The sequence below is a fragment of the Hymenobacter sp. NBH84 genome, assembly GCF_014217645.1.
Lineage (GTDB): Bacteria > Bacteroidota > Bacteroidia > Cytophagales > Hymenobacteraceae > Hymenobacter > Hymenobacter profundi.
In genome coordinates this window covers 4,542,079-4,564,230 of the sequence record NZ_CP043644.1, presented here as the reverse complement: position 1 = coordinate 4,564,230, position 22,152 = coordinate 4,542,079, and the positions used below count along the sequence as shown (strand labels likewise).

General features: G+C 59.7%; 17 protein-coding genes. 9 read left to right on the top strand and 8 right to left on the bottom strand.

The genetic code is table 11. From position 1 onward, the window contains the following. Nucleotides 1–97 precede the first annotated feature (97 nt). Nucleotides 98–1,042, bottom strand: coding sequence for a 3-oxoacyl-ACP synthase III family protein (locus tag F1C16_RS19095; RefSeq protein WP_185282182.1), 945 nt, complete (start codon nt 1,040–1,042; stop codon nt 98–100). Between the two features lie 154 nt (nt 1,043–1,196). Between F1C16_RS19095 and F1C16_RS19090 the strand changes: the two genes are divergently transcribed. After that, entirely contained in the window at nt 1,197–1,766 is a 570-nt protein-coding gene (locus tag F1C16_RS19090) for a hypothetical protein (protein ID WP_185282181.1), read from the top strand. Between the two features lie 160 nt (nt 1,767–1,926). Here F1C16_RS19090 and F1C16_RS19085 read toward each other — a convergent pair whose 3' ends face one another. Beyond that, complete coding sequence (locus F1C16_RS19085) at nt 1,927–2,628, bottom strand: head GIN domain-containing protein (protein WP_185282180.1); 702 nt, start codon at nt 2,626–2,628, stop codon at nt 1,927–1,929. A gap of 131 nt (nt 2,629–2,759) precedes the next feature. Here F1C16_RS19085 and F1C16_RS19080 point away from each other — a divergent pair, with 131 nt between their 5' ends. From F1C16_RS19080 to F1C16_RS19070, 3 genes are all read left to right on the top strand, one after another. Then, a complete protein-coding gene (locus tag F1C16_RS19080) occupies nt 2,760–3,203 on the top strand; it encodes a hypothetical protein (protein WP_185282179.1) in 444 nt (147 codons plus the stop codon). A 68-nt stretch (nt 3,204–3,271) separates the two neighbouring features. Next, entirely contained in the window at nt 3,272–5,713 is a 2,442-nt protein-coding gene (locus F1C16_RS19075; RefSeq protein ID WP_185282178.1) for a penicillin acylase family protein, read from the top strand. 1 nt (nt 5,714) lies between these two features. Next, nucleotides 5,715–6,098: a hypothetical protein gene (locus F1C16_RS19070; RefSeq protein WP_185282177.1), complete on the top strand. Its 384-nt coding sequence runs from the start codon at nt 5,715–5,717 to the stop codon at nt 6,096–6,098. Nucleotides 6,099–6,266: 168 nt separating this feature from the next. Here F1C16_RS19070 and F1C16_RS19065 read toward each other — a convergent pair whose 3' ends face one another. The 4 genes from F1C16_RS19065 to F1C16_RS19050 all read right to left on the bottom strand — a co-directional run bounded on the left by F1C16_RS19065 (nt 6,267) and on the right by F1C16_RS19050 (nt 14,689). Then, nucleotides 6,267–8,330: a glycoside hydrolase domain-containing protein gene (locus tag F1C16_RS19065; protein WP_185282176.1), complete on the bottom strand. Its 2,064-nt coding sequence runs from the start codon at nt 8,328–8,330 to the stop codon at nt 6,267–6,269. Nucleotides 8,331–8,374: 44 nt separating this feature from the next. Then, nucleotides 8,375–9,616 carry a YdcF family protein gene (locus F1C16_RS19060; RefSeq protein WP_185282175.1) on the bottom strand — a complete coding sequence of 414 codons (1,242 nt, stop codon included), beginning with the start codon at nt 9,614–9,616 and terminating at the stop codon, nt 8,375–8,377. Between the two features lie 216 nt (nt 9,617–9,832). Beyond that, on the bottom strand, nt 9,833–11,473 hold the full coding sequence (locus F1C16_RS19055; RefSeq protein WP_185282174.1) for a RagB/SusD family nutrient uptake outer membrane protein: 1,641 nt from the start codon (nt 11,471–11,473) through the stop codon (nt 9,833–9,835). Between the two features lie 24 nt (nt 11,474–11,497). Next, nucleotides 11,498–14,689: a TonB-dependent receptor gene (locus F1C16_RS19050; RefSeq protein ID WP_185282173.1), complete on the bottom strand. Its 3,192-nt coding sequence runs from the start codon at nt 14,687–14,689 to the stop codon at nt 11,498–11,500. 426 nt (nt 14,690–15,115) lie between these two features. Here F1C16_RS19050 and F1C16_RS19045 point away from each other — a divergent pair, with 426 nt between their 5' ends. Both F1C16_RS19045 and F1C16_RS19040 read left to right on the top strand, forming a co-directional pair. Beyond that, nucleotides 15,116–15,892, top strand: coding sequence for a hypothetical protein (locus tag F1C16_RS19045; RefSeq protein WP_185282172.1), 777 nt, complete (start codon nt 15,116–15,118; stop codon nt 15,890–15,892). After that, a complete protein-coding gene (locus F1C16_RS19040) occupies nt 15,846–16,364 on the top strand; it encodes a T9SS type A sorting domain-containing protein (protein WP_185282171.1) in 519 nt (172 codons plus the stop codon). The genes F1C16_RS19045 and F1C16_RS19040 overlap by 47 nt, the downstream gene beginning before the upstream one ends. A 105-nt stretch (nt 16,365–16,469) precedes the next feature. Here the strand turns inward: F1C16_RS19040 and F1C16_RS19035 are convergent, their stop codons facing one another. Beyond that, nucleotides 16,470–16,949, bottom strand: a complete 480-nt coding sequence (locus F1C16_RS19035) for a GAF domain-containing protein (protein WP_185282170.1) — start codon at nt 16,947–16,949, stop codon at nt 16,470–16,472. A 284-nt stretch (nt 16,950–17,233) separates the two neighbouring features. Further along, complete coding sequence (locus F1C16_RS19030) at nt 17,234–18,457, bottom strand: S9 family peptidase (protein ID WP_258048966.1); 1,224 nt, start codon at nt 18,455–18,457, stop codon at nt 17,234–17,236. Nucleotides 18,458–18,834: 377 nt separating this feature from the next. Between F1C16_RS19030 and F1C16_RS19025 the strand changes: the two genes are divergently transcribed. The 3 genes from F1C16_RS19025 to F1C16_RS19015 are packed head-to-tail and all read left to right on the top strand — an operon-like array spanning nt 18,835 to nt 22,071. Continuing rightward, a complete protein-coding gene (locus F1C16_RS19025) occupies nt 18,835–19,248 on the top strand; it encodes a BlaI/MecI/CopY family transcriptional regulator (RefSeq protein WP_185282169.1) in 414 nt (137 codons plus the stop codon). After that, entirely contained in the window at nt 19,226–20,701 is a 1,476-nt protein-coding gene (locus tag F1C16_RS19020) for a TonB family protein (protein WP_185282168.1), read from the top strand. Before F1C16_RS19025 ends, F1C16_RS19020 begins: the two co-directional genes overlap by 23 nt. A 53-nt stretch (nt 20,702–20,754) precedes the next feature. Then, a complete protein-coding gene (locus tag F1C16_RS19015; protein WP_185282167.1) occupies nt 20,755–22,071 on the top strand; it encodes a M56 family metallopeptidase in 1,317 nt (438 codons plus the stop codon). Nucleotides 22,072–22,152: the final 81 nt, after the last annotated feature.

Sequence of the window (22,152 nt, the reverse complement as noted above, 5' to 3'; positions counted from 1 at the left end):
GAGTCGTTGTTACGATAATCGTGCTGACGTGAGAAGGGTCCTTCGCTGCGCTCAGGATGACAGACGCTTTTCTGCTTACTGGCAACCTAACAACAACTTATTTTTCCAGCAACATAGCGCCGTAGGAATAGCCACCGCCGAATACGGTGATGACTACCCGGTCGCCTTGTTGGAGGTTGGGCCAGGTATCGGCTAGGCCGATGGCGGCGCCGGCGCAGCCCGTGTTGCCCAGGAACTGAATATTGGATACGGCCCGGTCTTCGGGTAGGCCTAGCTGTTCTACCACATTGCGCGTGATGCGCAGGTTGGCCTGGTGCGGAATCAAGTAGCGCACGTCGCTAACGTTCAAGGTATTGCGCTCCAGCAACTGCGTGGTTACACGGGCCATGTACTGGCAGGCATGAATAAACACGTCTTTGCCGAAGGGCATCACAATGCCTTTCTCCACCGGCTTCAGCGTGACGGCAGTGCTGGCTTTGCCACGGGTAGCGGCGCCACCGGTCATCACGTCCACAATACGAATATCATCTGGGCTCAGGCGCTCTTTGCTGATGAGTAGGGTAGCGGCGCCGTCTCCCCAGAGGTGGCCGGCCATGGTATCCTGCTCGTTGTTGTAGGCCGTGTTGTGTTCCGACACTACTACAATGGCGCGTGTGGCTTTGCCCATGGCAAAATAGCCTTCTACAATTTCCACCGCATTCAGCAGGGAAGAGCAAGCCGAGGAAATACTTACCGTCGGGATATCATCGACGCCCACGGCTATTTGCACGGCGTGCGCTACCGTGAAAATGGTGTCGTGGGGCGTGTAGGTGGCGCCCACAATAAGATCGAGACCGGCCGCAAAGTCCGGCGCGGCAGCCAGGGCGCGCTCGGTGGCCTCTACGGCCATGGTATTGGTATTTTCGCCGGGAGCCGCTTTGCGTCGCTCCCGAATGCCAGTGCGCTCAATAATCCACTCGTCCGACAGCCCGTTGAGTTGAGTGAAATGCTCGTTGGTTACTACTTGCGTCGGTAGATAGGTGGCTACCTGATGAATATACACGGGAAAGGAACTAGGGAAAGCAAGAAAAAAAGAAGGGGCCACACATCAAATCAGACCCAGGGCATCGTTTTGCCGAAGCGGCCCGTACTTTGTAGGCTCCGCCCCAACAAACGCCACTCCCTAGGCTGAGTTCACGCTTTGCCGTTACAAGATTATGACTTTTCCCGCTTTCCCCCCACGTATTGCCCTAATTCTATTCATGCTACTGCTGGGCGCGGCGCCAGCGGCACGGGCGCAGAAATACCGCACAGCGGCCGGCGTGCGTTTGGGAGCCGGCAACTACGGCCTCACCCTACAACAGAAAATCTTTGAAAAAACAACTCTGGAAGGACTTGGCCTGGTAGGCAACCGCGAGGTGAGTGCCGCGCTACTGGCTGAGCGTCACTTCGGTATCCTGGGGCCCAGCCTCAACTACTATCTGGGCGCAGGCGGCCACGTAGGCAACCACAAAGACGACGGGGCCTTTGGCGGCGTGGATGTTATTGTGGGCTTGGAATACAAATTGCCCATTACCCGGCTGGTTTTGTCCGCCGATTTCAAGCCCAGCGTGGAGTTCGGCTCCTCCGACTGGGCCCGCTTTCCCACGGCTATTTCAGTCCGCTACATTTTGGTGAAGGAAAGGAAAACCGGCTTCCTCAACAATGTTTTCGGCGGAGATAAAGACAAGAAAAAGTCGAGAAGCCGGGAGAAAAGCGGCACCCGCCGCGGCCTGTTCGATTTTTAACGAGCGTGCCCCTACCCCCAGCCCCTACCCTCCGGGAGAGGGGTGCCAGGCGTAAAGGGGAACTTGTGGAATTGTGAGGAGTGAGTTTTCACTTTTCACAACGTTACTACTACTAGACCCCACCCCTCTCCCGGAGGGGTGGGGTCACGCCGTCCTACCCTTAGCTGCGGTGCACGCGGCCGCTGCCGGCTACGGAACTGCTCACTTGCGGATTGCCGCTCACGTATACGCTGCCCGAACCGGCGATGCGAGCGTCCAGCGTTTTGGAGGCATACACGCGGGCATTGCCCGAACCGGCAATACGCACGCCGCACGTTTCGGCGCGCAGCTTGGTGGCCTGAATGCTGCCCGAGCCACTGATGCTCACGTTGGTATCGGTGCTGACGCCCGCTACGTTTACGCTGCCCGAGCCCGAGATGGAAATATCCGTTTTGTCGGCCTGCATTTCGGGCAGTTCAATGTCGCCCGAGCCGCTAATGGATAGTGCCAACACGTGGCTTTGCACATCAGTCATGGCCTTGATGCTACCCGAACCGCTCACGGCCAGCGCGTTGATGTCGGGCATGGTGATGTAGACGGTGATTTTGCCCTGGTAGTCGCGGCCGCGGGAGTTGTTTTCTGGCTTGCGTCGAATGCGCAGGCGTTTGCCTTCGACGATAGTTTCGAGGCGTGCTATGTCTTCGGAGCTGCCTTCTACCTCTACCTTTTGGGGGCTACCCTGGCGCAGTATCACGTTGGCTGAGCCTCCCAACCCAATTTCAGAAAAAGCGCTTACCTGCCGCGTTTCGCGGGTATCGGCTAGCGCTGGCTGCGTCAGGAAGGCAGCAAATAAGAGCAGGCAAAGAAAGGTCAGCGTTTTCATGGGGGTACGGTTAGTGGTGAGGTATGTGTGGTAGATGCAACTACTTGCACAAGGGTTGCCCCGCTATTTTACAGCAGGTACGTATTCAACTCCAAAAGCCTATTGCACCCCACTTTCTACCTTTCTCTACCATGTCTCTCCCTACCCTGCTGCTGCTCAATGGCGCCCTTACGGCCTATCTCACCGGCGTTATCTGGACGGTGCAGCTGGTGGTGTATCCCGCGTTTGCGGAGGTAGCGCCGGAGCGGTTTGCGGCGTTTCACCAGCGGCACTCCACTCGCATCAGTTGGGTGGTGCTGGCCCCAATGGTGGCCGAGCTGGGCCTGGCCTTGTGGCTGGCGTGGCAAGGACGGGCTACCCTAGGCGCGGCGGGTTGGGTAGGGCTGGCGCTGGTGGTAGCCATTTGGGCCGCCACGTTTTTTGTGTCGGTGCCGTTCCACAACCGGCTGGGGCAGCACGGCTACGATTACGTGGCCATTGATGGGCTGATACGCACCAACTGGCTGCGCACGGTGCTCTGGACGGTGCGGCTGGCACTGCTGGGTTGGTTGCTGATGCAGTACCTCGCCGTATAATTCAGTATGGGGTAGGCCACAAGATTTTCGTCCTACTTCCCTACCTTCCAGCGCTTAATTCACCTGCTATGGTTTTCCGCTGGATCAAGTTTGCCGTTGCTTTTGTCCTCACCATTGCCCTCACGTGGGTGCTGCATACCAGCCACGGTACTGTGCCACCGTTTGGCAAGTTTCTGAGTCCGTATGTGGGTTTTTGGCGCGAGGGCGAAACGGCGGCCGACTTTCCCAAGCGGCAGGAGCTGGCCCTACCTGCCCTGGAGCAACCAGTACAAGTGCGCTTCGACGACCAGCGCGTGGCCCACGTCTTTGCCCAAAACGACCACGACCTGTACTACACGCAAGGCTACCTCACAGCCCGCGACCGGCTCTGGCAGATGGACTTTATGACCCACGTGGCGGCTGGCCGGCTGGCTGAGATTGTGGGGCCGGAGCGCCTGGAGATGGACCGCTTTTTCCGGCGCATGGGCATGGTGTACGGCGCGCAACGCTCCCTCGACTCGATGATGGTGGACCCACGCACCAAGCTCGCCCTCACAGCCTATTCCGACGGCGTGAATGCCTACATCAACTCCCTCAATCCCAAAGACTACCCCTTCGAGTACAAGCTCCTGAACTACGCCCCCGAGCCGTGGGCGCCGCTGAAAAGCGCCCTGCTACTCAAGCTGATGGCCTTCGACCTGAGCGGCCGCTCCGATGATTTGCGCCTGAGCAACGCGCTGGGCAAATACGGGCCGGAGGTAGTGAAAGACCTGTTTCCGGACTATCCGCGGCTGGAAGACCCGATTGTACCGGTAGGCTCGCCCCGCAGCTTCACGCCGGTGCCCGTGCCGCCTACCCCGGCGGGGTTTGAGGCGGCTATGTCGGGGAAGGTACCGCAGCATGAGCCGGCGCCGGATTTGGGCTCCAACAACTTTGCGGTGGGCGCGGCGAAGTCGGCCACGGGCTACCCCATCTTGGCCAACGACCCGCACTTGCAGCTGAATCTGCCCAGCATTTGGTACCAGATGCAGCTCTCGGCGCCGGGCGTAAACGTGTACGGCGTGTCGATTCCGGGGGCGCCTACCCTGATTATTGGCTTCAATCAGGACGTGGCCTGGGGCGTGACCAACACCGGCGCCGACGTGATGGACTGGTACCAGATCAAGTTTAAAGACGCTACCAAGCGCGAATATCAATACGCTGGCCGCTGGCTGCCGGTGCGCCGGGTGGTAGAGCGCATCCAGATAAAAGGGCAGCCCGACCGCCTCGACACGGTGCTCTACACCCGCCACGGCCCCATCGTGTACGACCACGACGAGAAGCCCTTCTCATCCCAAACGCCCGTGCACCATGCCCTGCGCTGGACCGCGCACGACGGCGCCAACGAGGTGCTGACCTTCTACCTGCTCAACCGCGCCCACGCCTACCCCGACTATCTGGCGGCCCTCACGCATTACGGCTCGCCTGCCCAAAACTTCATTTTTGCCAGCAATCAGAAGGATATTGCCATCCGGCCCAATGGCCGTTTCCCGCTGAAGTGGAACGACCAGGGCAAGTTTATTCTGGATGGTACCGACTCGGCCTACGACTGGCACGGCTGGATTCCGGCCCAGCAGAACCCATTGTCGTACAACCCGAAGCGCGGGTTTGTGTCGTCGGCCAACCAGACGCCGGTGGGACCGGAGTACCCCTACTACCTGGGGTGGCAGTTTTCGCTCTGGGACCGGGGCCACCGCATCAATGAGCGGCTGGCCCGCATGCAGCGCGCTACCCCCGACAGCCTGCGCCTGTTGCAGCTCGACAATTTCGGCATCAATGCCCAACTGATGCTGCCGCGGATGCTGGCGTTGGTAGCGCCGGGCCAACTGAAACCTGCGGAGCAGCGCGTATACCAGGAGCTGCAACGCTGGAACTTCTCCTACGATGCCGACGCGCTGGGGCCGAGCATCTACGAGCTGTGGTATAATCAACTTATCAAACGAATTTGGGAGGATGATTTCGGCAAGCAAACCGGCCTGGAAATGCGCTACCCCAACCGCGACCGGACGAACACGCTCATCCTGCAACAACCCAACTCACCGTGGATCGATGACAAGCTGACGCCCGAAAAGGAGACCCTACCCGATCTGGCGCTGCAATCGTTCCGCTGGGCTACCGACTCGCTCACGCGCAAGTTTGGCCCCCTCAACGACGATTGGCACTGGGCCAACCAAAAGAGCACCGACATTCTGCACCTGGCCCAGCTCCCCGGCTTCGGGCATATGAACTTGAACGTGGGCGGCGGCGTGGGCATCGTGAATGCCATTACCGAGCGCAACGGCCCTTCGTGGCGCATGGTGGTGGCGCTGGGGCCGCAGCCCAAGGCCTACGGCCTGTTTCCGGGCGGACAGAGCGGCAACCCCGGCTCGCGCTACTATGACAACATGATTGACCCGTGGGTGCAAGGCAAGCTGCCAGAACTGGTTTTCCTGCAAAAACCCAACGAGCGCAACGAACGAATCCGCGCCGCCTGGAAACTGACAACGAAATAAGATGCTTCTCTTCCTTCTGATTCTCATCGCAGCCACCGTAGCGCAGATTTTCCTACCCTGGTGGTGCATTGTACCCGTGGCCTTTTTGCTGGCGCTGTTGGTGGGCCGCACCGGTGGCAAGGCCTTTCTGGCGGGCTTTTTCGGGGTAGGGCTGGGCTGGCTGGTGCTGGCTATCTGGCTGAATGGGCAGAATAATAGCGTGTTGGCGCATCGTGTGGCTGAGTTGCTACCCCTCAGCGGCAGCATCGCACTGCTGCTGCTCGTGACGATAATAGTAGGCGGGTTGGTAGGTGGCTTGGCCGCGCTGTCCGGCTGCTGGCTGCGGCAGGCGCTGTGGCCAATTCAGCCGCCAGTTGCACCGGTTGTTGAGATGGAGCCGAAGTAGAAGATTCCACTTATTTGTCATTCTAAATTTTCTGTGTCATTCTGAGCGGAGCGAAGGACCTTTTGCCAGTTGAACGACAAGCGTAATAACGACTCGTTTCAACGTGATAAGGTCCTTCGCTCCGCTCAGAATGACACAGAAAATTTAGAATGACAGATGGTGAGTGAATTATTCACTCAGCGACGAAACCCACTGGTTTTCCCTACCCCACGCTTCGTTCGGGGTGTCGCTGGCCACGAACACCAGTGAGCCACCCGCCGACAGTTCTTTATGTGTGAGCCAGTTGCGGTTCAGAGGTTTGCCGTTCAGGCGGGCGCTTTGGATGTAGCGACGGGTAGGCGTGTAATTTTCTACCTGAATCGTTAGCTGCTTTTTATCCGCCACTTGCACCTTCACTTCCCGGAATAAGGGTAGGTTAAGGTAGTACACGGGCTGCCCCACGCAAGCAGGCATCAGACCGCAGGCCGTCAGTACGTACCACGCCGACATGGCGCCCGCGTCGTCGTCCATGGTGCGCAGGTAGGCTTTGGGCTGGTTCTGGTAGATGCGGCCCACGTAGGGGTCGATGCCGCGGCTGTTGTCGTTGAAGTAGTTCTGCACCACCGTATCGACGGCCAGTTGGTGCATGAGCGCCTGCGACTGCCAGGGCTGGCGGGTGGCGTTATAGAGGGTAGGCGCTTGCAGGTCGGTTTCGTTGGCGTGGTTGTAGTAATCTCCGCCGAAAAATGTATCGAGCTGCTGACGGAATTCTGCCTCGCCGCCTACCATCTCTTGTAAGCCTTTGATGTCGTAGGGCACGTTCCAGCGGTATTGCCAGATGGTGCCCTGGTACATGCCGCGGGCGGGTAGGCGGTCCACGTCGGAGCGGGTCATATCCAGGAAATCCTTCTTCCAATACTCTTTGTATTCCAGGGCTTTGCGTCGATACTGCGCACTCAGGGTTTTGTCTTTCAGAATGCCCAGCAGCTCGCTCAGTGCCCACGCGTCGTACGACGACTCCAGCGCCTTATCGGGATGGGAGTAGTCGAGGCGGTTGACTTCCCGGATTAGTGAGTCGCGGATGCCGCGCAGGTCTACCCGGTAGCCTTTGCGCACGGCGTCGAGTAGCACCACAATGGCGTGCTCCGTACGCACGGTGGGCGAGGGCTCGTGCTGGGTAGCAAAGTCCTTCTTGCCGTAGCGATACAAGCCCGCCAACGATGTGGCTACGTCCTGAAACTCGGTGGGGTAGGCCAGCGAAAACAGCGGCAGCTGGGTGTGGTAGTTGTCCCAGATAGCCCACCCGTTATACACCGGCCGCTTCGATTTCTGCACCGAACCATCGGTGGCCCGGTAGCGCCCATCCGCCTCCGACACCACGTACGGCGACTGCAACGTGCGGTAGAGCAACGAGTAAAACAGCTTTTCGCGGTCGGCATCGCCTTGCACCTGCACGCGGGTGAGCAGCGCGTTCCAAGCCTGACTGGCCGCGCGGCGCACTTCCGCCAACGAAGCTCTTGCCTGCCCTTGCACCGTGGCACGGGCATCATCCGCACTCACGGACGAGAAGGCCACGCGCACCTCTACGTCGGCGGTGCCGTTGGGTAGGCGAGCTACTATTTTGTGCTCACCTGCTGTTTCCCATTGCACGGGTTGGTTGATTTCGAGGAAGTAGTAAAGCCGGTATTTGCCCGCGCTACAGGTGGTACCGGCTTCAATCCAACCCGTAAGGGTAGTGTTTTGCGTCGTGTGTTCCTCTTGCTTGAAACCGTTGGCGAAGGAATGGCTCAGGTTGAAGAACAACCCCGACGCGGCCCCGCTTGGAAAATGGTAGCGGTGCAGCCCGAAGCGCTGCCCTACCGTTAGCTCAGCCCCTACCCCGTTGGCAAACGTGACGCTGTAGTAGCCCGGCTCGGCGTGCTCAGTCTTTTTCAGGAGTTGCGTTTGCGCCGGGTCACTCCCCAGAAATGGTTTCACCAGCAGATTGCCGCCCGCGCCCTGGCACCCTACCCCCTCGAACCGCGTGTGCGTGAAGCCCAGAAAGGTGCGGGCCAAGTGCTCATAGCCGGTATGCAGGTTAGGGTAGGTCTGCGGCCCCAGGCTCAGCATGGAAAATGGGTAGGACGCGGCGGGCGACATCTGACCATGGTCGCCGGATGAACCCAGAAAAACGTTGACCTGCTCGGTAGGCGACGTTTGGGCCAGCGCTGGCAGAGAGCAAAGCGCGAAAAAGAGCCAGAATAAGTGCTTCATGCGGAAAAATTACGCGATACAGGGTTATCTACTAGTTGCCAGCTTTATGGATCGAGCGGGTCGAACGGGTTGGGTTGGCGGGCCTCGGGCACCGGCAGGTAGCTGTTTTCTGTATCGGAGAGGCGTTGTAGGTCGCGGTAGGGCACGTAGCCCAGCTCGCGGCGGCAACGCTCGGCCATGTTCAGGATGTAGCGGCTCTGGCTGGCGTCGGTAACGGTCAGCACGGGCTTATCCGTGGGGAAGCCAAAGGCATAGAGCATCCGGCTAACGTTGCGCAGATTGGTGGTGGTGTGGCGGGCGTGGGGCTCAATGAACACTGCCGCATCGGGCAGCCCCAGCGTTCCGACCATGTATTTCTTCATCTCCACGGCCTCGCAGAAGGGCGTCTTGTTGGGGTGCACGTGCCCGCCCGACACCACCACAAACGGCGCCTGTCCCGCCCGGTAGCGCGCCGCCGCCATGCGGCAACGTAGCGCACTCATCGAGTCCAGTGCCACGCCGGGCTGCTCGGGTCCCATGCCCGGCACCAAGATCATGGTATAGGGGAAACGCGCCCACTCGGTGCCGGCCACGGCGGCGCTGGGAGCCGCATTAAGGCCCGCGCCAAGCGGCTCGTAGCGGGCGGCTTCGTCGCGGCCGTTCAGACGCAGTGCGGCCAAGGTAGCGTGTAGGGGCACCTCATAGAACGTAGCGGGCTGGCGGCGTTTCCGTAACGGCAATAGCTGTTGCTGTAGCGCCTGGGCAAACGCAGCATCCTGGCGCGGAAAGCTAATGGAGTCGATGACGGGGTAGCGCGGGCGCATGCTGGCCACGTACACTTGCAACGTGCGGTTGAGGCCCTGCACAGCATCTTGCCAGGCCAGGCGCAAGGTGGTCGTATCGGGTTGAGCAGCGTAGAGTGGGTAGCCTCCGCCTGAACCAAGCAACGGCTGCACCGCCACTTTAAACGCCTTGTCGGCCACATACAACCGCTGTAGCTCCTGCCCGATAGCGCGAATCTCCCGTGGCTGCCACACCAGCGAATCGACGTAGCGCTGCACGTTGGCGGGGCGCGCCGCGAGCAACGGGTAGCTGCGTTGGGCCTGCCGTTGCGCTACGCGTTGCAACACCTTATCGGCCTGTACTATTTTTCGCAGGGCTGGCTTTGCCTCCAGTAAGGCCAGCAGCGGGTAGGTTTTCGCCACCAACACCGAGTCGGTGCGTTGGGCCGGCGGTGGTGCCTGGGCGTAGCCGAAACGGCTGAGTAGCACCAACAGTAGAAAGGCAGAAGGTAGTCGCCACATCATCAAGAACTGTTTTTACGTTGTGTATTACACCTTTCCTTTAAGCGAAAACGTCATGCAGAAAGCTTCCCTGCATGACGTTTTCGCTTAGCGGCTGTTTGCGTTAACTAGCGTCTGGTCGTTCGCACTACCAGACCGACTTTCGTTCAACGACAAGACGCAAGTATGCGTCTCTACATCGTTCACTGGGTAACACAAACGGCTTAAAAGTAAAGAGGCTTAGTTATACCCTGGGTTCTGCGTCAATTGCCCTTTGCTCAGGTTGATTTGCGACTGCGGAATGGGCCAGTACTCGTGCGTGCCTTTTATGAAGCGCGCCGTGGACATAAACGTGCGGCGGCTTTTCTCGCGGTTGAAGTGGTCGTTCATCACCTCGTCGGCAATGCCCCAGCGCACTAGGTCGAAGAAGCGGTGGCCTTCCAGCGCCAGCTCCAGGCGGCGCTCGGTGCGTACGGCCTGGCGGGCAATGGCCGGGTCGGTCCAGGGAGTGGTGTACTCGGCCACATTGTAGGTAGCGGCGGGCGTGCCGTTGGCGCTCAGCACCTTATCGTTGTTGGCTCGCCGCCGAATCTGGTTCACAATGGCGCGGGCGCCCTCCAGGTTGCCGGTTTCCACCTGGGCTTCGGCCTTCAGCAGCAGCACATCGGCCAGCCGGATGATGTCGTAGTTCAGGGCACTCACCCACGGAAACTGGTTGAGGTAGAACGTGGAGCGGGAACTCACCATGCGCTTCTTGAAGCTGAACACGCCGTAGGTACCCGCATCGCGAACCCAATTGGCTCCATAAGGTGCCAAGTCCAGAAACTGAATGCCGGGCCGGGCCACCGCGTGGTCGAGGCGCGGGTCTACGGAGTCAGCAGCGCCCACGTCCGACTTATCGGTTTGGGGTAGGCCAGCCGCGGTGGTTTTGAAGGCATTCACCAAGTCCTGGCTCGGCATATCGAAGCCGTAGACGGGGTAGTAGGGGCCGCCGGGGTTCAGCAGGCGCTCATCCAGGCTGCCCCGGAAGTTGCTGGGCGTACCGTCGCGGATGGAGCGCTCAATGGCAAACAGGCTCTCCGGGCCGTGCTCTCTGGTGGGGTCGAAGTTGTCGTGGTAGTTGTCGTTGAGGCGGTAGAGGCCCGAGGCCAGCACTGCATCGGCGGCGGCAATCACCTTGGGGTAGTCCTTGGTGTAGGCGTAGAGCTTGGCCAGGTAGGCCGTGGCGGCGCCCTTGCTCACGCGGCCCAGGTCGGTTTGCTTGGCGGGTAGGTTGGTTTGGGCCAGCAGGAAGTCGTTTTCGATGTTCTTCCACAACTGCGCGTCCGAGAGGTTGTTCGGAATGTCGTATTCCGTAATATCCCGCGCCGTTTCGTCTACCCACGGTATGCGGTTGTAGATCTTTTTCAGATCGAAGTAGTAGTGCCCGCGCAGCAGGTGCAGCTCACCCAGCCGAATCTTTTTCAAGTCTTCGCTCATGCCCGCAAACCCATCCACGGCCCGAATGGCGCGGTTGGCGCGGGCAATGCCCTCGTAGCAGGCGCGCCACTTGCGCTCCACATCAATGATGTTGGAGTTCGTGAGGAAAATCTCCATCAGGTGCATGCCGTTCTGGTCGCCTACCCCGCCGCCGCCTTTGTAGGCATCGTCCGACACCACGTCGCCAAACGTCCAGTTGGTGCCGGGCGAGTTGAAGGCGTTGTTGCCTTCGTCAATCTGTCCGCCCAGCGGCGCGTAGGCAGCCGTAATAAGGGCCTCTACCGCGGCCAAATTATTCAGGTCCGTAGAGGAAAGGCTGGCGCGGGGCTGTTCGTCCAGAAAATCTTTATTGCAGCTAGCCAGCGACGTTGCCAGGGCCAGCAGGAGTACTTTATTTTTCATGACAAAGAGAAGGAGCGTGGAAGGTTAGAACCGAGCGTTGATGCCAAACAGCACCGCGCGGGGCTGCGGGTAGTAGCCACGGTCCACGTTCTGGTCGAGGTTGCGGTCCACGGCGCTGTAGTTTTGCAGGTTCACCTCGGGGTCCATGCCCGTGTAGTTGGTGATGGTGAAGAGGTTCTGCGCCTGCACGTACACCCGCACGCTGCTGGCCCGAATGGCCGAGGTCCAGGCCACCGGAATGGTGTAGCCCAGCTGAATGTTTTTCAGGCGAGCGTAGGAGCCATTTTCAACGAAGTAGGTAGATGGCCGCAGCTCGTCGTTGGAGTTGGTTTTGCTGAGCTGGGGCAGCGAAGCTCCGGGGTTTTCGGGTGTCCAGGAGTCCAGAATGCGCGTGTTTTTGTTGAAGGGGTCGAAGGCAAAATCAGTGTTGTACTTGCTGAAATTGTAAATATCGATGCCCTGCACGCCCTGGATGAACAAGCTCAGATCGAGGTTCTTGTACGTGGCGTTGAAGTTGATGCCGTAGGTCAAGTCCGGCTGAGGTTTGCCAATCTGCTGCTGGTCCTGCTCGTTCACGGTGCCGTCGCCGTTCAAATCCTGGTAGCGCCAGCGGCCCACGGCTTTGCCGCGCTGCGCTGGCGCCGCGTCTACTTCGGCCTGGTTCTGGAAGATGCCATCCACCACATAGCCGTAGAAATACGCCACCGGCTTGCCTACCTCCGTGCGCGAGAGCGACAGGCCCCGCGTGAGATTGTTGCTCACGTAGCCCGGAATAAAGGAGTTGCCCTCGCCCAGCGACAGCACCTTGTTGCGTATCACCGACCCGTTGGCCGATACGCCCCAAGTGAAATCCTTGGCGGCGTCGCTCTGGTAGCTGGCCTGAAACTCCAGGCCGCGGTTGCGAATGCGGCCGGCGTTTTCGTACGGCACCAGCACCTCGCCCGCCAGGGCCGGGCGCGGCACCCGCACCAGCACGTCTTTGGTTACTTTATCGAAGAAATCGACACTGAAATTCAAGCGGTTGCGCAGCACCCCGAAGTCCAGACCGATATCGGTTTGAGTGGAGGTTTCCCACTTCAGGTTGGGGTTGCCAATGGCGCGGGCCGCGTAGCCGGTTTGCACCGTACCGTTGCTCCCCGTGATGGGGTAGTTGGTGTTGGTCGGGCTGATGCCGTAGATATCGAAGGCCGGGTAGTTACCGATTTCCTGGTTGCCGCTCTGCCCCCACGAGGCGCGCAGCTTCAGGTTGCTCAGCCAGTTCATCTCCTTAAAGAACGTCTCCTCCGACAAACGCCAGCCCGCCGAGAAAGCCGGGAACACGGCGTAGCGGTTGTTGCTGGGGAAGCGGCTGGAGCCGTCGCGGCGCACCGAGGCCGAGGCCAGGTACTTGCTGGCAAAGTTGTAGTCGAGGCGGCCGAACTGCGAGAACAGGGCCCAGGCCGAGCCGGTGCCGCTGTTGGTTTGCAGGCCCTGACCCGCGTCGAGGTAGCGGAAGTTGGGGTCGCTGATCAGGAAGTTTTCCCGGTAGGCCGCAAAGCCTTCGTTGGTGTTCCGAATGGCTTCCGTACCCACCACCACGGCCAGGTTATGCTTACCAAAGTCGCGGCTGTAGCGCGCAGTGTTGGTCCACGTCCAGTTAATGGTGTAGGCGTTGTTGACGTTCAGGTTGGAAATGGGGTTGTTGGCGATGCCCTCGGTGTAGCTCGGCGAAAAGCCCCGAAAGTTGCTCGACAGGTAGTCAATACCGATGGACGAGCGAACGAACAGGTTATCGAGCACTTCCAGCTCGGCGTAGGCGTTGCCCAGGGCGCGCAGGTTGCGGGAGGCGTTGTCGCGGTTGTTGTAGAGGGCGCGTAGCGGGTTGCCGGCGTCGCCCAGGCCCGCAGCCGGACCGGCAAAGTTGCCGTTCTCGTCGCGCACGGGCACAATGGAGGGTAGGCGGTAGGCGTCGTAGATGATGCCGCCGTTCACGGCGTTGGAACCCGCCTGCACCGAGCGGGCGTAGCTGGCCGTGAAGTTCTCGCCTACCTTCAGCCGCTTCAGCACCGTGTATTCGGTATTCACGCGCAGCGACACGCGCTTGAAACCCGTGTAATCCAGGATACCATCTTGCCCGAAGTAGGTGAGGTTGATGGCGTGCCGGCTGGTTTCGCTCCCGCCCGACAAGCCCAGCGAGTAGTTCTGGATAGGCGCCGTGCGGAAAATGGTTTTAAACCAGTTGGTGCCGGCCACGTTGGCCCGCACATCGGGGTTGCGCTGCAAAAACTCGGGTAGCACAGGTTGCGCGCCGTTGCCGTACTGCGGGTGGCTGGGCGTCTGGCCGCTGTTGCGCTGGGCATCGAACTCCACCTGCGCCAGCTGGGTAGGCGACACCATGTCGGGCAGGTTGTACACCGATTGTAGCCCGTAGTAGGAGTCGAAGCTCAGCTGCGTCTTGCCCGATTTGCCCTGCCGGGTGGTGATGACCACTACCCCGTTGGAAGCCCGCGCCCCGTAGATGGCCGTGGAAGACGCATCCTTCAGCACCTGCATCGACTCAATGTCGTTGGGGTTCAACTGATTGATACCGTTCTTCGTAGGCACTCCATCAATAATATACAGCGGGTCGCTGTCGCCGAGCGTGCCCAGGCCGCGCACCCGCACCACGGCGCCACCACCGGGCGCGCCATCGGTGCTCACCTGCACGCCTGCCACCTGGCCTTGCAGCAGTTTCTCGGGGCTGGCTACCGGGAAGTTCTTCACCCGATCCAGCGGCAGCACACCCACGGCGCCGGTTACGTCTTTCGCCTCCTGCGTGGTGTAGCCCACCACCACTACCTGATCTAGCGCGGTGGTGCTTTCGCGCATCGTTACGGCCAGGGTAGTCTGGTTGCCTACCTGCACCTCCTGGTTTTCGTAGCCAATGAAGGAGAACACCAGCGTGGGCTGCCCTACCTCGTCGGGAATGCTGAGCTGAAAGTTACCCGCGGCATCCGTTACGGTGCCTTGCGCGGTGCCTTTCAGGGAGATGGATACGCCCGGCAAAGCTTGCCCGTTGGTGTCCTTCACCTGTCCTTGAATAGTGCGGGCCAACACGGTTGCGGGGCGCACGGCATGCGTGGCGGGGAGCAGGACGGGTTTGGCCGTAGCGAGTGTGGTCCAGCTTAGCGCCAGCGCTACCCCGGTCAGGTAGTAGGGTCGGCGGTAGCCGGAACGTTTGGGTAGGGAGTGTTGCATGCAGGGAAAGGGTTTTGGTGGTGGAAGAAAGCAGCTGCGCAACCTCTAGGAAAGCGGGCACCTACCTATAGGTGCGTATCCGGCAACAGGCTGCGAATAGCAGCGATAAGTTGCACGATTATTCCCAGTAAGTGCGCCGCCGATTTGGTTGCTGGTTGGTTGCCACGTGTTGGCCACTACCGCGCTACTGGCTGTAGACAACCCGCTCTTGCGTGTTCACTTTGTCTCTACAGCTGCCTGGATTGGCTATTGGCGGCACAAAAGAAGCCCGTCTGGTTTTCGTTATTGTTCCCGGCATGTTACCAAACTGTTGCCATGACCTGTAGCCGTAGCCTTCTCTCTATCACGCATGCATCAAGAAACTGTACAACTATTTGATAATCAAATCCTATATTGTTACTTGCCGCTCCACTTTCTTTCGCCCGCATGAAGCAGAAAATACTAGCCTTCCTCCTGTTTCTGCCCGGCCTTGGCTACCATGCGGCCGCCCAAACCGGCTGCACCGATGCGCGGGCCACCAATTTTGCCCCCTCGGCCACTAGCAACGATGGTTCCTGCCGCTACCCGGCCACCACTGCGGCCCTACCCATTCGGGCCGCCCTACCCTTGGAGGTGCACGAAACCTCCGGCTTGATCTACACCAACCAGCAGCTCTGGACGCTCAACGACAGCGGCAACGAGCCTGTGCTGTATCGCCTCGACCCCGCTACCGGCGAGGTGCGGCAGCGCGTACGCATCAGCAACTTTGCGAATGTGGACTGGGAGGACCTGACCGCCGATGACCGGTACCTGTACATCGGCGACTTTGGCAACAACGCTGGCAACCGGCGCGATTTGCGCGTTTTGCGCGTCCCGAAAGCGGCCATTGGCACCGCGCCCGACATAACTGTGTCTGCGGAGGCCATTGCATTTTCCTACCCCCAGCAGACCAACTTTCAGCCTCCTGTCAATCAGCACAATTTCGATGCGGAGGCGTTTTTTCGTCGCCAACGACTCCTTGCATATTTTCACGAAGAACTGGGCCGATCAGCAAACCAGCTACTACACCGTGCCGGCCACGCCGGGCACCTACGCGGCCCGATACCGTGCCACGCTCAACGTAAACGGCCTCGTGACCGGGGCCGCGCTCAATGCCGCAGGTACGGAGGCCGCGCTATTGGGCTACACCGCCACGGGTGCTACGTTTGCGTGGCTGCTGTTTGATTTCCCAACGGGTCGCGTGCTGCAAGGCAACAAGCGCCGTATCGACCTTCCCTCGGCGCTGCTGGTAGGACAGGTAGAGGCCCTCACGTTCACCGACCGCTACTCGGTGCTGGTGTCCAACGAGCGCCTCGCTACGTCTTTTCTCACGGTGCCACCCCGCCTGTATTCGCTGGCGCTAGGCGAGTGGCTGGCGCCGGTGGCTACCACCAGCAGCCAGCAGGCCGGAGCGGCCCGCTTTGCGCTGTACCCTAACCCGGCACGCCACGTGCTGCGCGTGCAAACACTGGCGCCTACCCCCGAAGACAGTCAGCTGACCGTGCACGACTCCAGCGGACGCCTTGTGCTCACAGCTCAACTGCACGCCCGCAACCAGTCCCACGAGTTGAACCTTGCGCACCTGGCACCCGGTCTGTATGCTGTGCGTATCACCTCCGCGCACGCCACCTACTCGCAAACGTTGCTGATTGAGTAAGCAGCGTTGCGTCCTGTTTACACACCATAAGTGCATAGCAGGCTTCAGGTAAAAAAGAAACCCCCACCTTCTCAACACAGCTCACCTTTTCTGCTGCTCTCTGATTTAGTGTTCTGGGAGAGTTGACGGTTGCAAGCGGTCTGCTTGTAGTTGTTGGTAGAGCAGCTTGGCAGCGGCTTCGAGCAGTGGTTGGTCGGTGGTACGCTCCTGGCAGCGCTGCATATCGTAGTGGCACAGCGTACCAAAGGGCTGACCCTGGGCATCGCGCACGAGCACCCCGCAATAGGAAATGACAGGCGTATCGATCAGGCCCAACACGTGCGGGTCAATGGTAGCATCTGTTATTTCCAAAGGCGCCTGCTGCCGCCCTACCAGGGAACAGTACGTAACGGCCATGGGCACATCGTCGCCCCGCCGCATGGCAGGTTGGTAGCGGTCGAACAAGGCCTCGTTGCGCAATACCTCCCCATCGAACCGAAATAGGCCCGTGTAGCGGTGCGGGGTCCGACTGTTGAGGTACTCCAACGCCGCATGTAGGCCCTGCTGCTGCATCACTTGCCCGAATACGCTGATTTCGTCCCGCATAGAATTTAGTGGTCAAAGGATACTACGTGTAAAGGTACGGTTTGCCTCTCCGAAGGCAGTGTTATATTAGGTTTGCCCCCTGAGCACAACCGTTTTTGCACCCTTGGCATCGACGGATCCGGAGGCGAGCATTTTCAACTTTTACCACGATGCCTTTCAGTCCGGCCAGCTGGAGCTGTGCCAGAAACTGCATTAGACGGCTTGAATGGTTGTCGCCTACTGGTCCGACGCCCTACGGCGTCGGACCAGTAGGCGACGTGAATGGTGGCTTCATCCGCTACACGCTAATACTGCGCAATGAACGCGTAGGCGGACAGCGTGTACACCGCCGCGGCCGTGAAGTGGTTGCCGCCTTCGATGGGGTGTAGCTCCACCTGGGTAGCCCCGCGGGCGCGCATGGCTTTGTAGGCATCTTCGGAATTGAAGAAGGGCACGTAGTCGTCGGCGGTGCCGTGGAAGAGGGCGACGGGCGCGGTGGGCTTCCAGTCGTAGATGTCGTTGTCGGTGAGGGTAGCAGACAGGGGCGCATCGGTGCCGTTCAGTACCGCGTCACGGAAAGTAGTCGAGAATAGCTGGCTGGGCAGTTGGGGCACAGCGCTAAACTGATTGGCCTTTAACTGCGCGGCATATGGTGCTTTGTAGTAGTAGTCGAATGGCCGATTCAGCTTATACACCCGGTCATAGGTGCTCAGCACCCACACGTAGGTACTCAGAAAGTTCAGCGGCTGGTCGCTGCTGAGGATATAGCGCGCAAAGGCTGATTTGTGGTAGGCGCCCGCGCCGGGGGCGCTGGCCGTCACGGTAAACTCCTGGCTATTTTTCTCCTCGATGAGCTTGTGCAAGGCCATGGTTGCAAAGCCGCCCTCGGAGTAACCTACCAGAAAGTTTTTGTCGTTGCGCTGGATTTTCTGCTGGGCGCAGAACTCCCGCGCCGCCCGCAGCATATCCAACGACGAGGATGCCAGCGAGGCCGCGTGCTCGTAGGGGTGCGGCAGGTTTTTGCTGGCGCCGTAGCCAATATAATCCGGGGCCGCTACAATGTAGCCCGTGGAGGCCAGCACCGACACTGCCGAATACACTTCGCTGCTCTGGCTATAATAAGAGGGTGCCCGGTTCTCATCGGCGGGGCGCAGGGTGCCATGCTGGTAGCTGAGGAGCGGCAGGGCCACGGGCGCCGTGGGCACTAGCAGCGCCCCGGAGGCCGTCACGGTCTGGCCGTCGGTGTTTTGGGTGGTGTAGGTGAGCCGGTATACTTTGATAGGATACTTGGCCAGCGCCCCCACCAGTGGCACCTGCGACACGCGGCCGGCCAACACCTGGGCGCTGTACTCGCCAATGAGCTTGCTGCCCACTAAATGGGTAGCGGCCGCCGGAGCCTCGGGGGTTTCGGTGGAGGTGGTAGGGGTAGGCGAATCGGAATTGCAGCTGACGGCCGTACCAGCGCCCAGGGCAATACCCAGGAAACCAGTCAGCCACGCAAATCGGGTAGCAAGCTTAGGAAAACGCACGATACAGAATAGAATGAATTGAAGGTCTTTGTATAACACTGGGGCGCCCAAAAGATTCGATTTCGTAGTGGTAAGTCAGAACCACGGATTCGCTCGGATTTTTCGGATGACACGGATTTTGTGAACGATTCACGCCAACCACATCTCGACGCTACACAGTGGATTGTCACAAAACATAGAGAGCTACCTGATTTGGATAGCCCTCTATGTTTGAAATCGTCTACAAAATCCGTGTCATCCGAAAAATCCGAGCGAAACCGTGATCCGAAATCCGTGTCATCCGTCAAATCCGAGCGAATCCGTGATTCAGATTTATCTAAAGATTTAGTTGTATAACTAAAATATTAGTTATACCTTACTCTCCTTAACCACTACTTATGGAAAATCTACCCGAACTCACCCGCGCCGAGGAGCAAGTCATGCAAGTGCTGTGGCAGCGGGGGCCGTCGTTTGTGAAGGACATGCTGCCGGAGCTGCCCACTCCTACCCCCGCCTACACCACGGTGTCCACTATCATCCGCATTCTGGAGCAGAAGGGCTTTGTGGGGCACGAGGCCTTTGGGCGCACGCACCGCTACTATGCCCTGGTAGCACAGGATGCCTACCGGCGCTTCTCGCTCACCAAGCTGCTGGGCGGCTACTTCGGCGGGTCGTTCAGCCGGTTGGTCAGCTTCTTTGCCCAGGAGGAAAACCTGGATGCCCGCCAGCTCGACGAGCTGCTGCGCCACGCCCAGCAGGACCTCCCCCCTACCCCAGCCGACTCGCAAGATGACGACGCCCCAACTGCTTAATTGGCTTCTGCTGAGCACGCTCACGCTGGGCGCGCTGTGGCTGCTCTACCACCTGGCCCTGCGCCGCGAGCGGTGCTTCCAGTACAACCGCGTCCTGCTACTGCTAGCTCCGCCGCTGGCGGCGCTGTTGCCTCTCGTGCATTTGCCCGCCGCCTGGCTTCCGGCAACTCCCACGGCCCAGGCGCCCCTACGTCTGCTGCTTCCAACCGTGACGGTAGGCGCTTCGGCTACCAGTGCGCCCGCTGTGCCGCTGCTGTTCTGGGTGCTGCTACTGTATGGCGCCGGGGTAGCACTGTTGCTGGGTAGGCTAAGCTGGCAATTACTGATACTTTGGCGCTGCACGCGCACGCTCCCCGCCGAGCAACACGCAGGCTACACGCTGTACCGCACCGGCGGCCAGCGGCCTACCGGCTCCTTCGGTCGCGCCGTGTACTGGGACGATACCGCGCCGCTCACTGCCGCCGAAGCCGCCCAGGTGCTGCGCCACGAGCTGGTGCACGTGCGCCAGCACCACACCCTCGACCGGCTCTGGCTGCGCGTGTGGCAGGCCGTACTCTGGCCCAACCTCTTCGTGCACCTGCTGCCCCGCGCCCTCGACCTCACCCACGAGTACCTCGCCGATGCCGCTGCGGCGCCTTCTACTGCTACCGATTATATCCGGCTACTTGCCCGCCAAGCCTCCGGCTGGCTGGGGCAGGCGCCTACCCTTGCGCATTCTTTCTTTTCATCTTCCACCTTAACTCGTATTGCCATGCTGAACCGTTCGTCGTCTGTACCCCGCCGCTGGAAGCAGTGGCTGGCGCTGCCCGTGTGTGCCGGGCTGCTGTTTGTGGTGGCTTGTGAGAAGAATACGCCGGCTGATGAAGTTGCGGCGCCGCACGTGCAGGAAAGTAAAGAGACTTCTTCTTTAGAGATTCAGAAAGTACCTGGTTCATCCAAGTTCATCCTTCTAGCAGATGGCAAGCAAGTGGGCGGAGAATATACCAAGGACGAGGTCGTACCAGCTTTGCGGCGCTACCGCTCGTCAATGTCCGTTTCTTCCCGGCCACCGGGTATTATCACACCGGATGGAGTATACCGCTACGCGCAACAAATGCCGGAATACCCAGGCGGTATGAGCGCGCTTTTACAGCATATCGGCAAAAGTATCCATTACCCGGCCGAGGCGAGAGCACAGCATATAGAGGGCAAAGTATTCGTCAGATTCACGGTCACCAAAGACGGTAGTATAGACGATGTACAGCTCATGAAAGGGATTCAGCAAAAATTAACTATTAAGCCAGCAAAAGGCGAAGCTCCTTTGGTAACTACTGTTACCACACCACCTATGCTAGCTATGAATGAGGAAGCGTTGCGTGTGGTTCGCGAACTACCTCGCTGGACACCTGGCACGCACAATGGTCAACCTGTGGATGTGTCCTTCACTGTTCCTGTTACCTACGCCTTGCACTAGCTGACCTACTAGTTCTACTACACTATATCCATCCACCTATTTCTTCATTCCTAATGGCTACTCTTCTACTTCACTGGCTTTGGATGAGCACACTGATTCTCGGTGCCCTCTGGCTGTTCTACCACGTTGGGATGCGGCGCGAACAAAGCTTCCGCTACAACCGGATGCTGTTGGTGCTGGCACCACTGCTGGCCGCCGTGCTGCCGCTGCTCCCCTTACCCGCCCTGGAACTGGCTACCCCAGTTATGGTGCAACAGCCATTGCAGTTCCTGTTGCCTGAGGCAACGGCCAACGCGGAGGCCAGCCATCCGGCGGCTACTGCCATTCCGTGGCTGGTGCTCTGCTACGGCATAGGGGTAGTGCTGCTGCTGGCGCGGCTGGGCGGGCAGCTCTGGCAGCTGTGGCGCTTTGCTCGGTTGCTACCCGTAGAGCGGCACGAGGACTATACCCTGCGGCGTACCGGTGGCCAGCGTCCTACCAGCTCGTTCGGCCGCACGGTGTTCTGGGACGACTCCCTACCCCTCACCTCCGCCGAAGGCCGGCAAATACTGGCCCACGAGCTGGCCCACGTGCGCCAGCACCATACCCTCGACCGTCTCTGGCTGCGCGTGTGGCAAGCCATACTTTGGCCCAACCCCTTTGTACACCTGCTGCCGAACGCGCTGCACCTCACCCACGAGTACCTCGCCGACGAAGCCGCCGCTGCTACCTCGCCCGCCGACTATGTTGGGTTGCTGGCTCGGCAAGCCACGCGCTGGCTGGGACAGACGCCTACCCTTGCTCATTCTTTCTTTTCATCCTCCACCTTAACCCGTATTGCTATGCTGAACCGTCCGTCCGTTACCCGCCGCTGGAAGCAGTGGCTGGCCCTACCCCTTGGCTGCGTCCTGCTAGGCGTAGTAGCCTGTGAGAAAAATACGCCGGCTGATGACGCTGCGCTTTCGCAGACTTCCGGGCAGGCTTCGTCTATGCCTGCGCCGCCCCTGCCCGCCCCGCCGCCGCCACCTGCTTTTAACGCAAAAGGTGAACGGATTTACGCCTACGTTGAGCAAATGCCGGAGCCTCCGGGCGGCATGGGTGGCTTATTGAAATATATAGGCGAAAACATGCAATACCCGGCTAGCGCTAAAGCGGCGCAGCTAGAGGGAATGTCATTCGTCAGCTTTACCGTCAACAAGGAAGGCGATATAGAAGACGTGTACCTTCGAAAAGGTATTTCCTCTCCCGAACACGAAGCAGCAGCGCAGGCGATGAACGACGAAGCCTTGCGCGTCGTCAAAGAACTGCCTCGCTGGACACCCGGCAAGCAAAAAGGGCAACCTGTGAATGTGTCCTTTACGATTCCGATCAGCTACGCTTTGAAGAAGTAGTACTTTGCCCGCTACCCTAGCCGCACAGCAGGGGTAGCGGGCAAAGTTTATTCGTGGCTTCCCGGAACGTCCTTTCAGCCC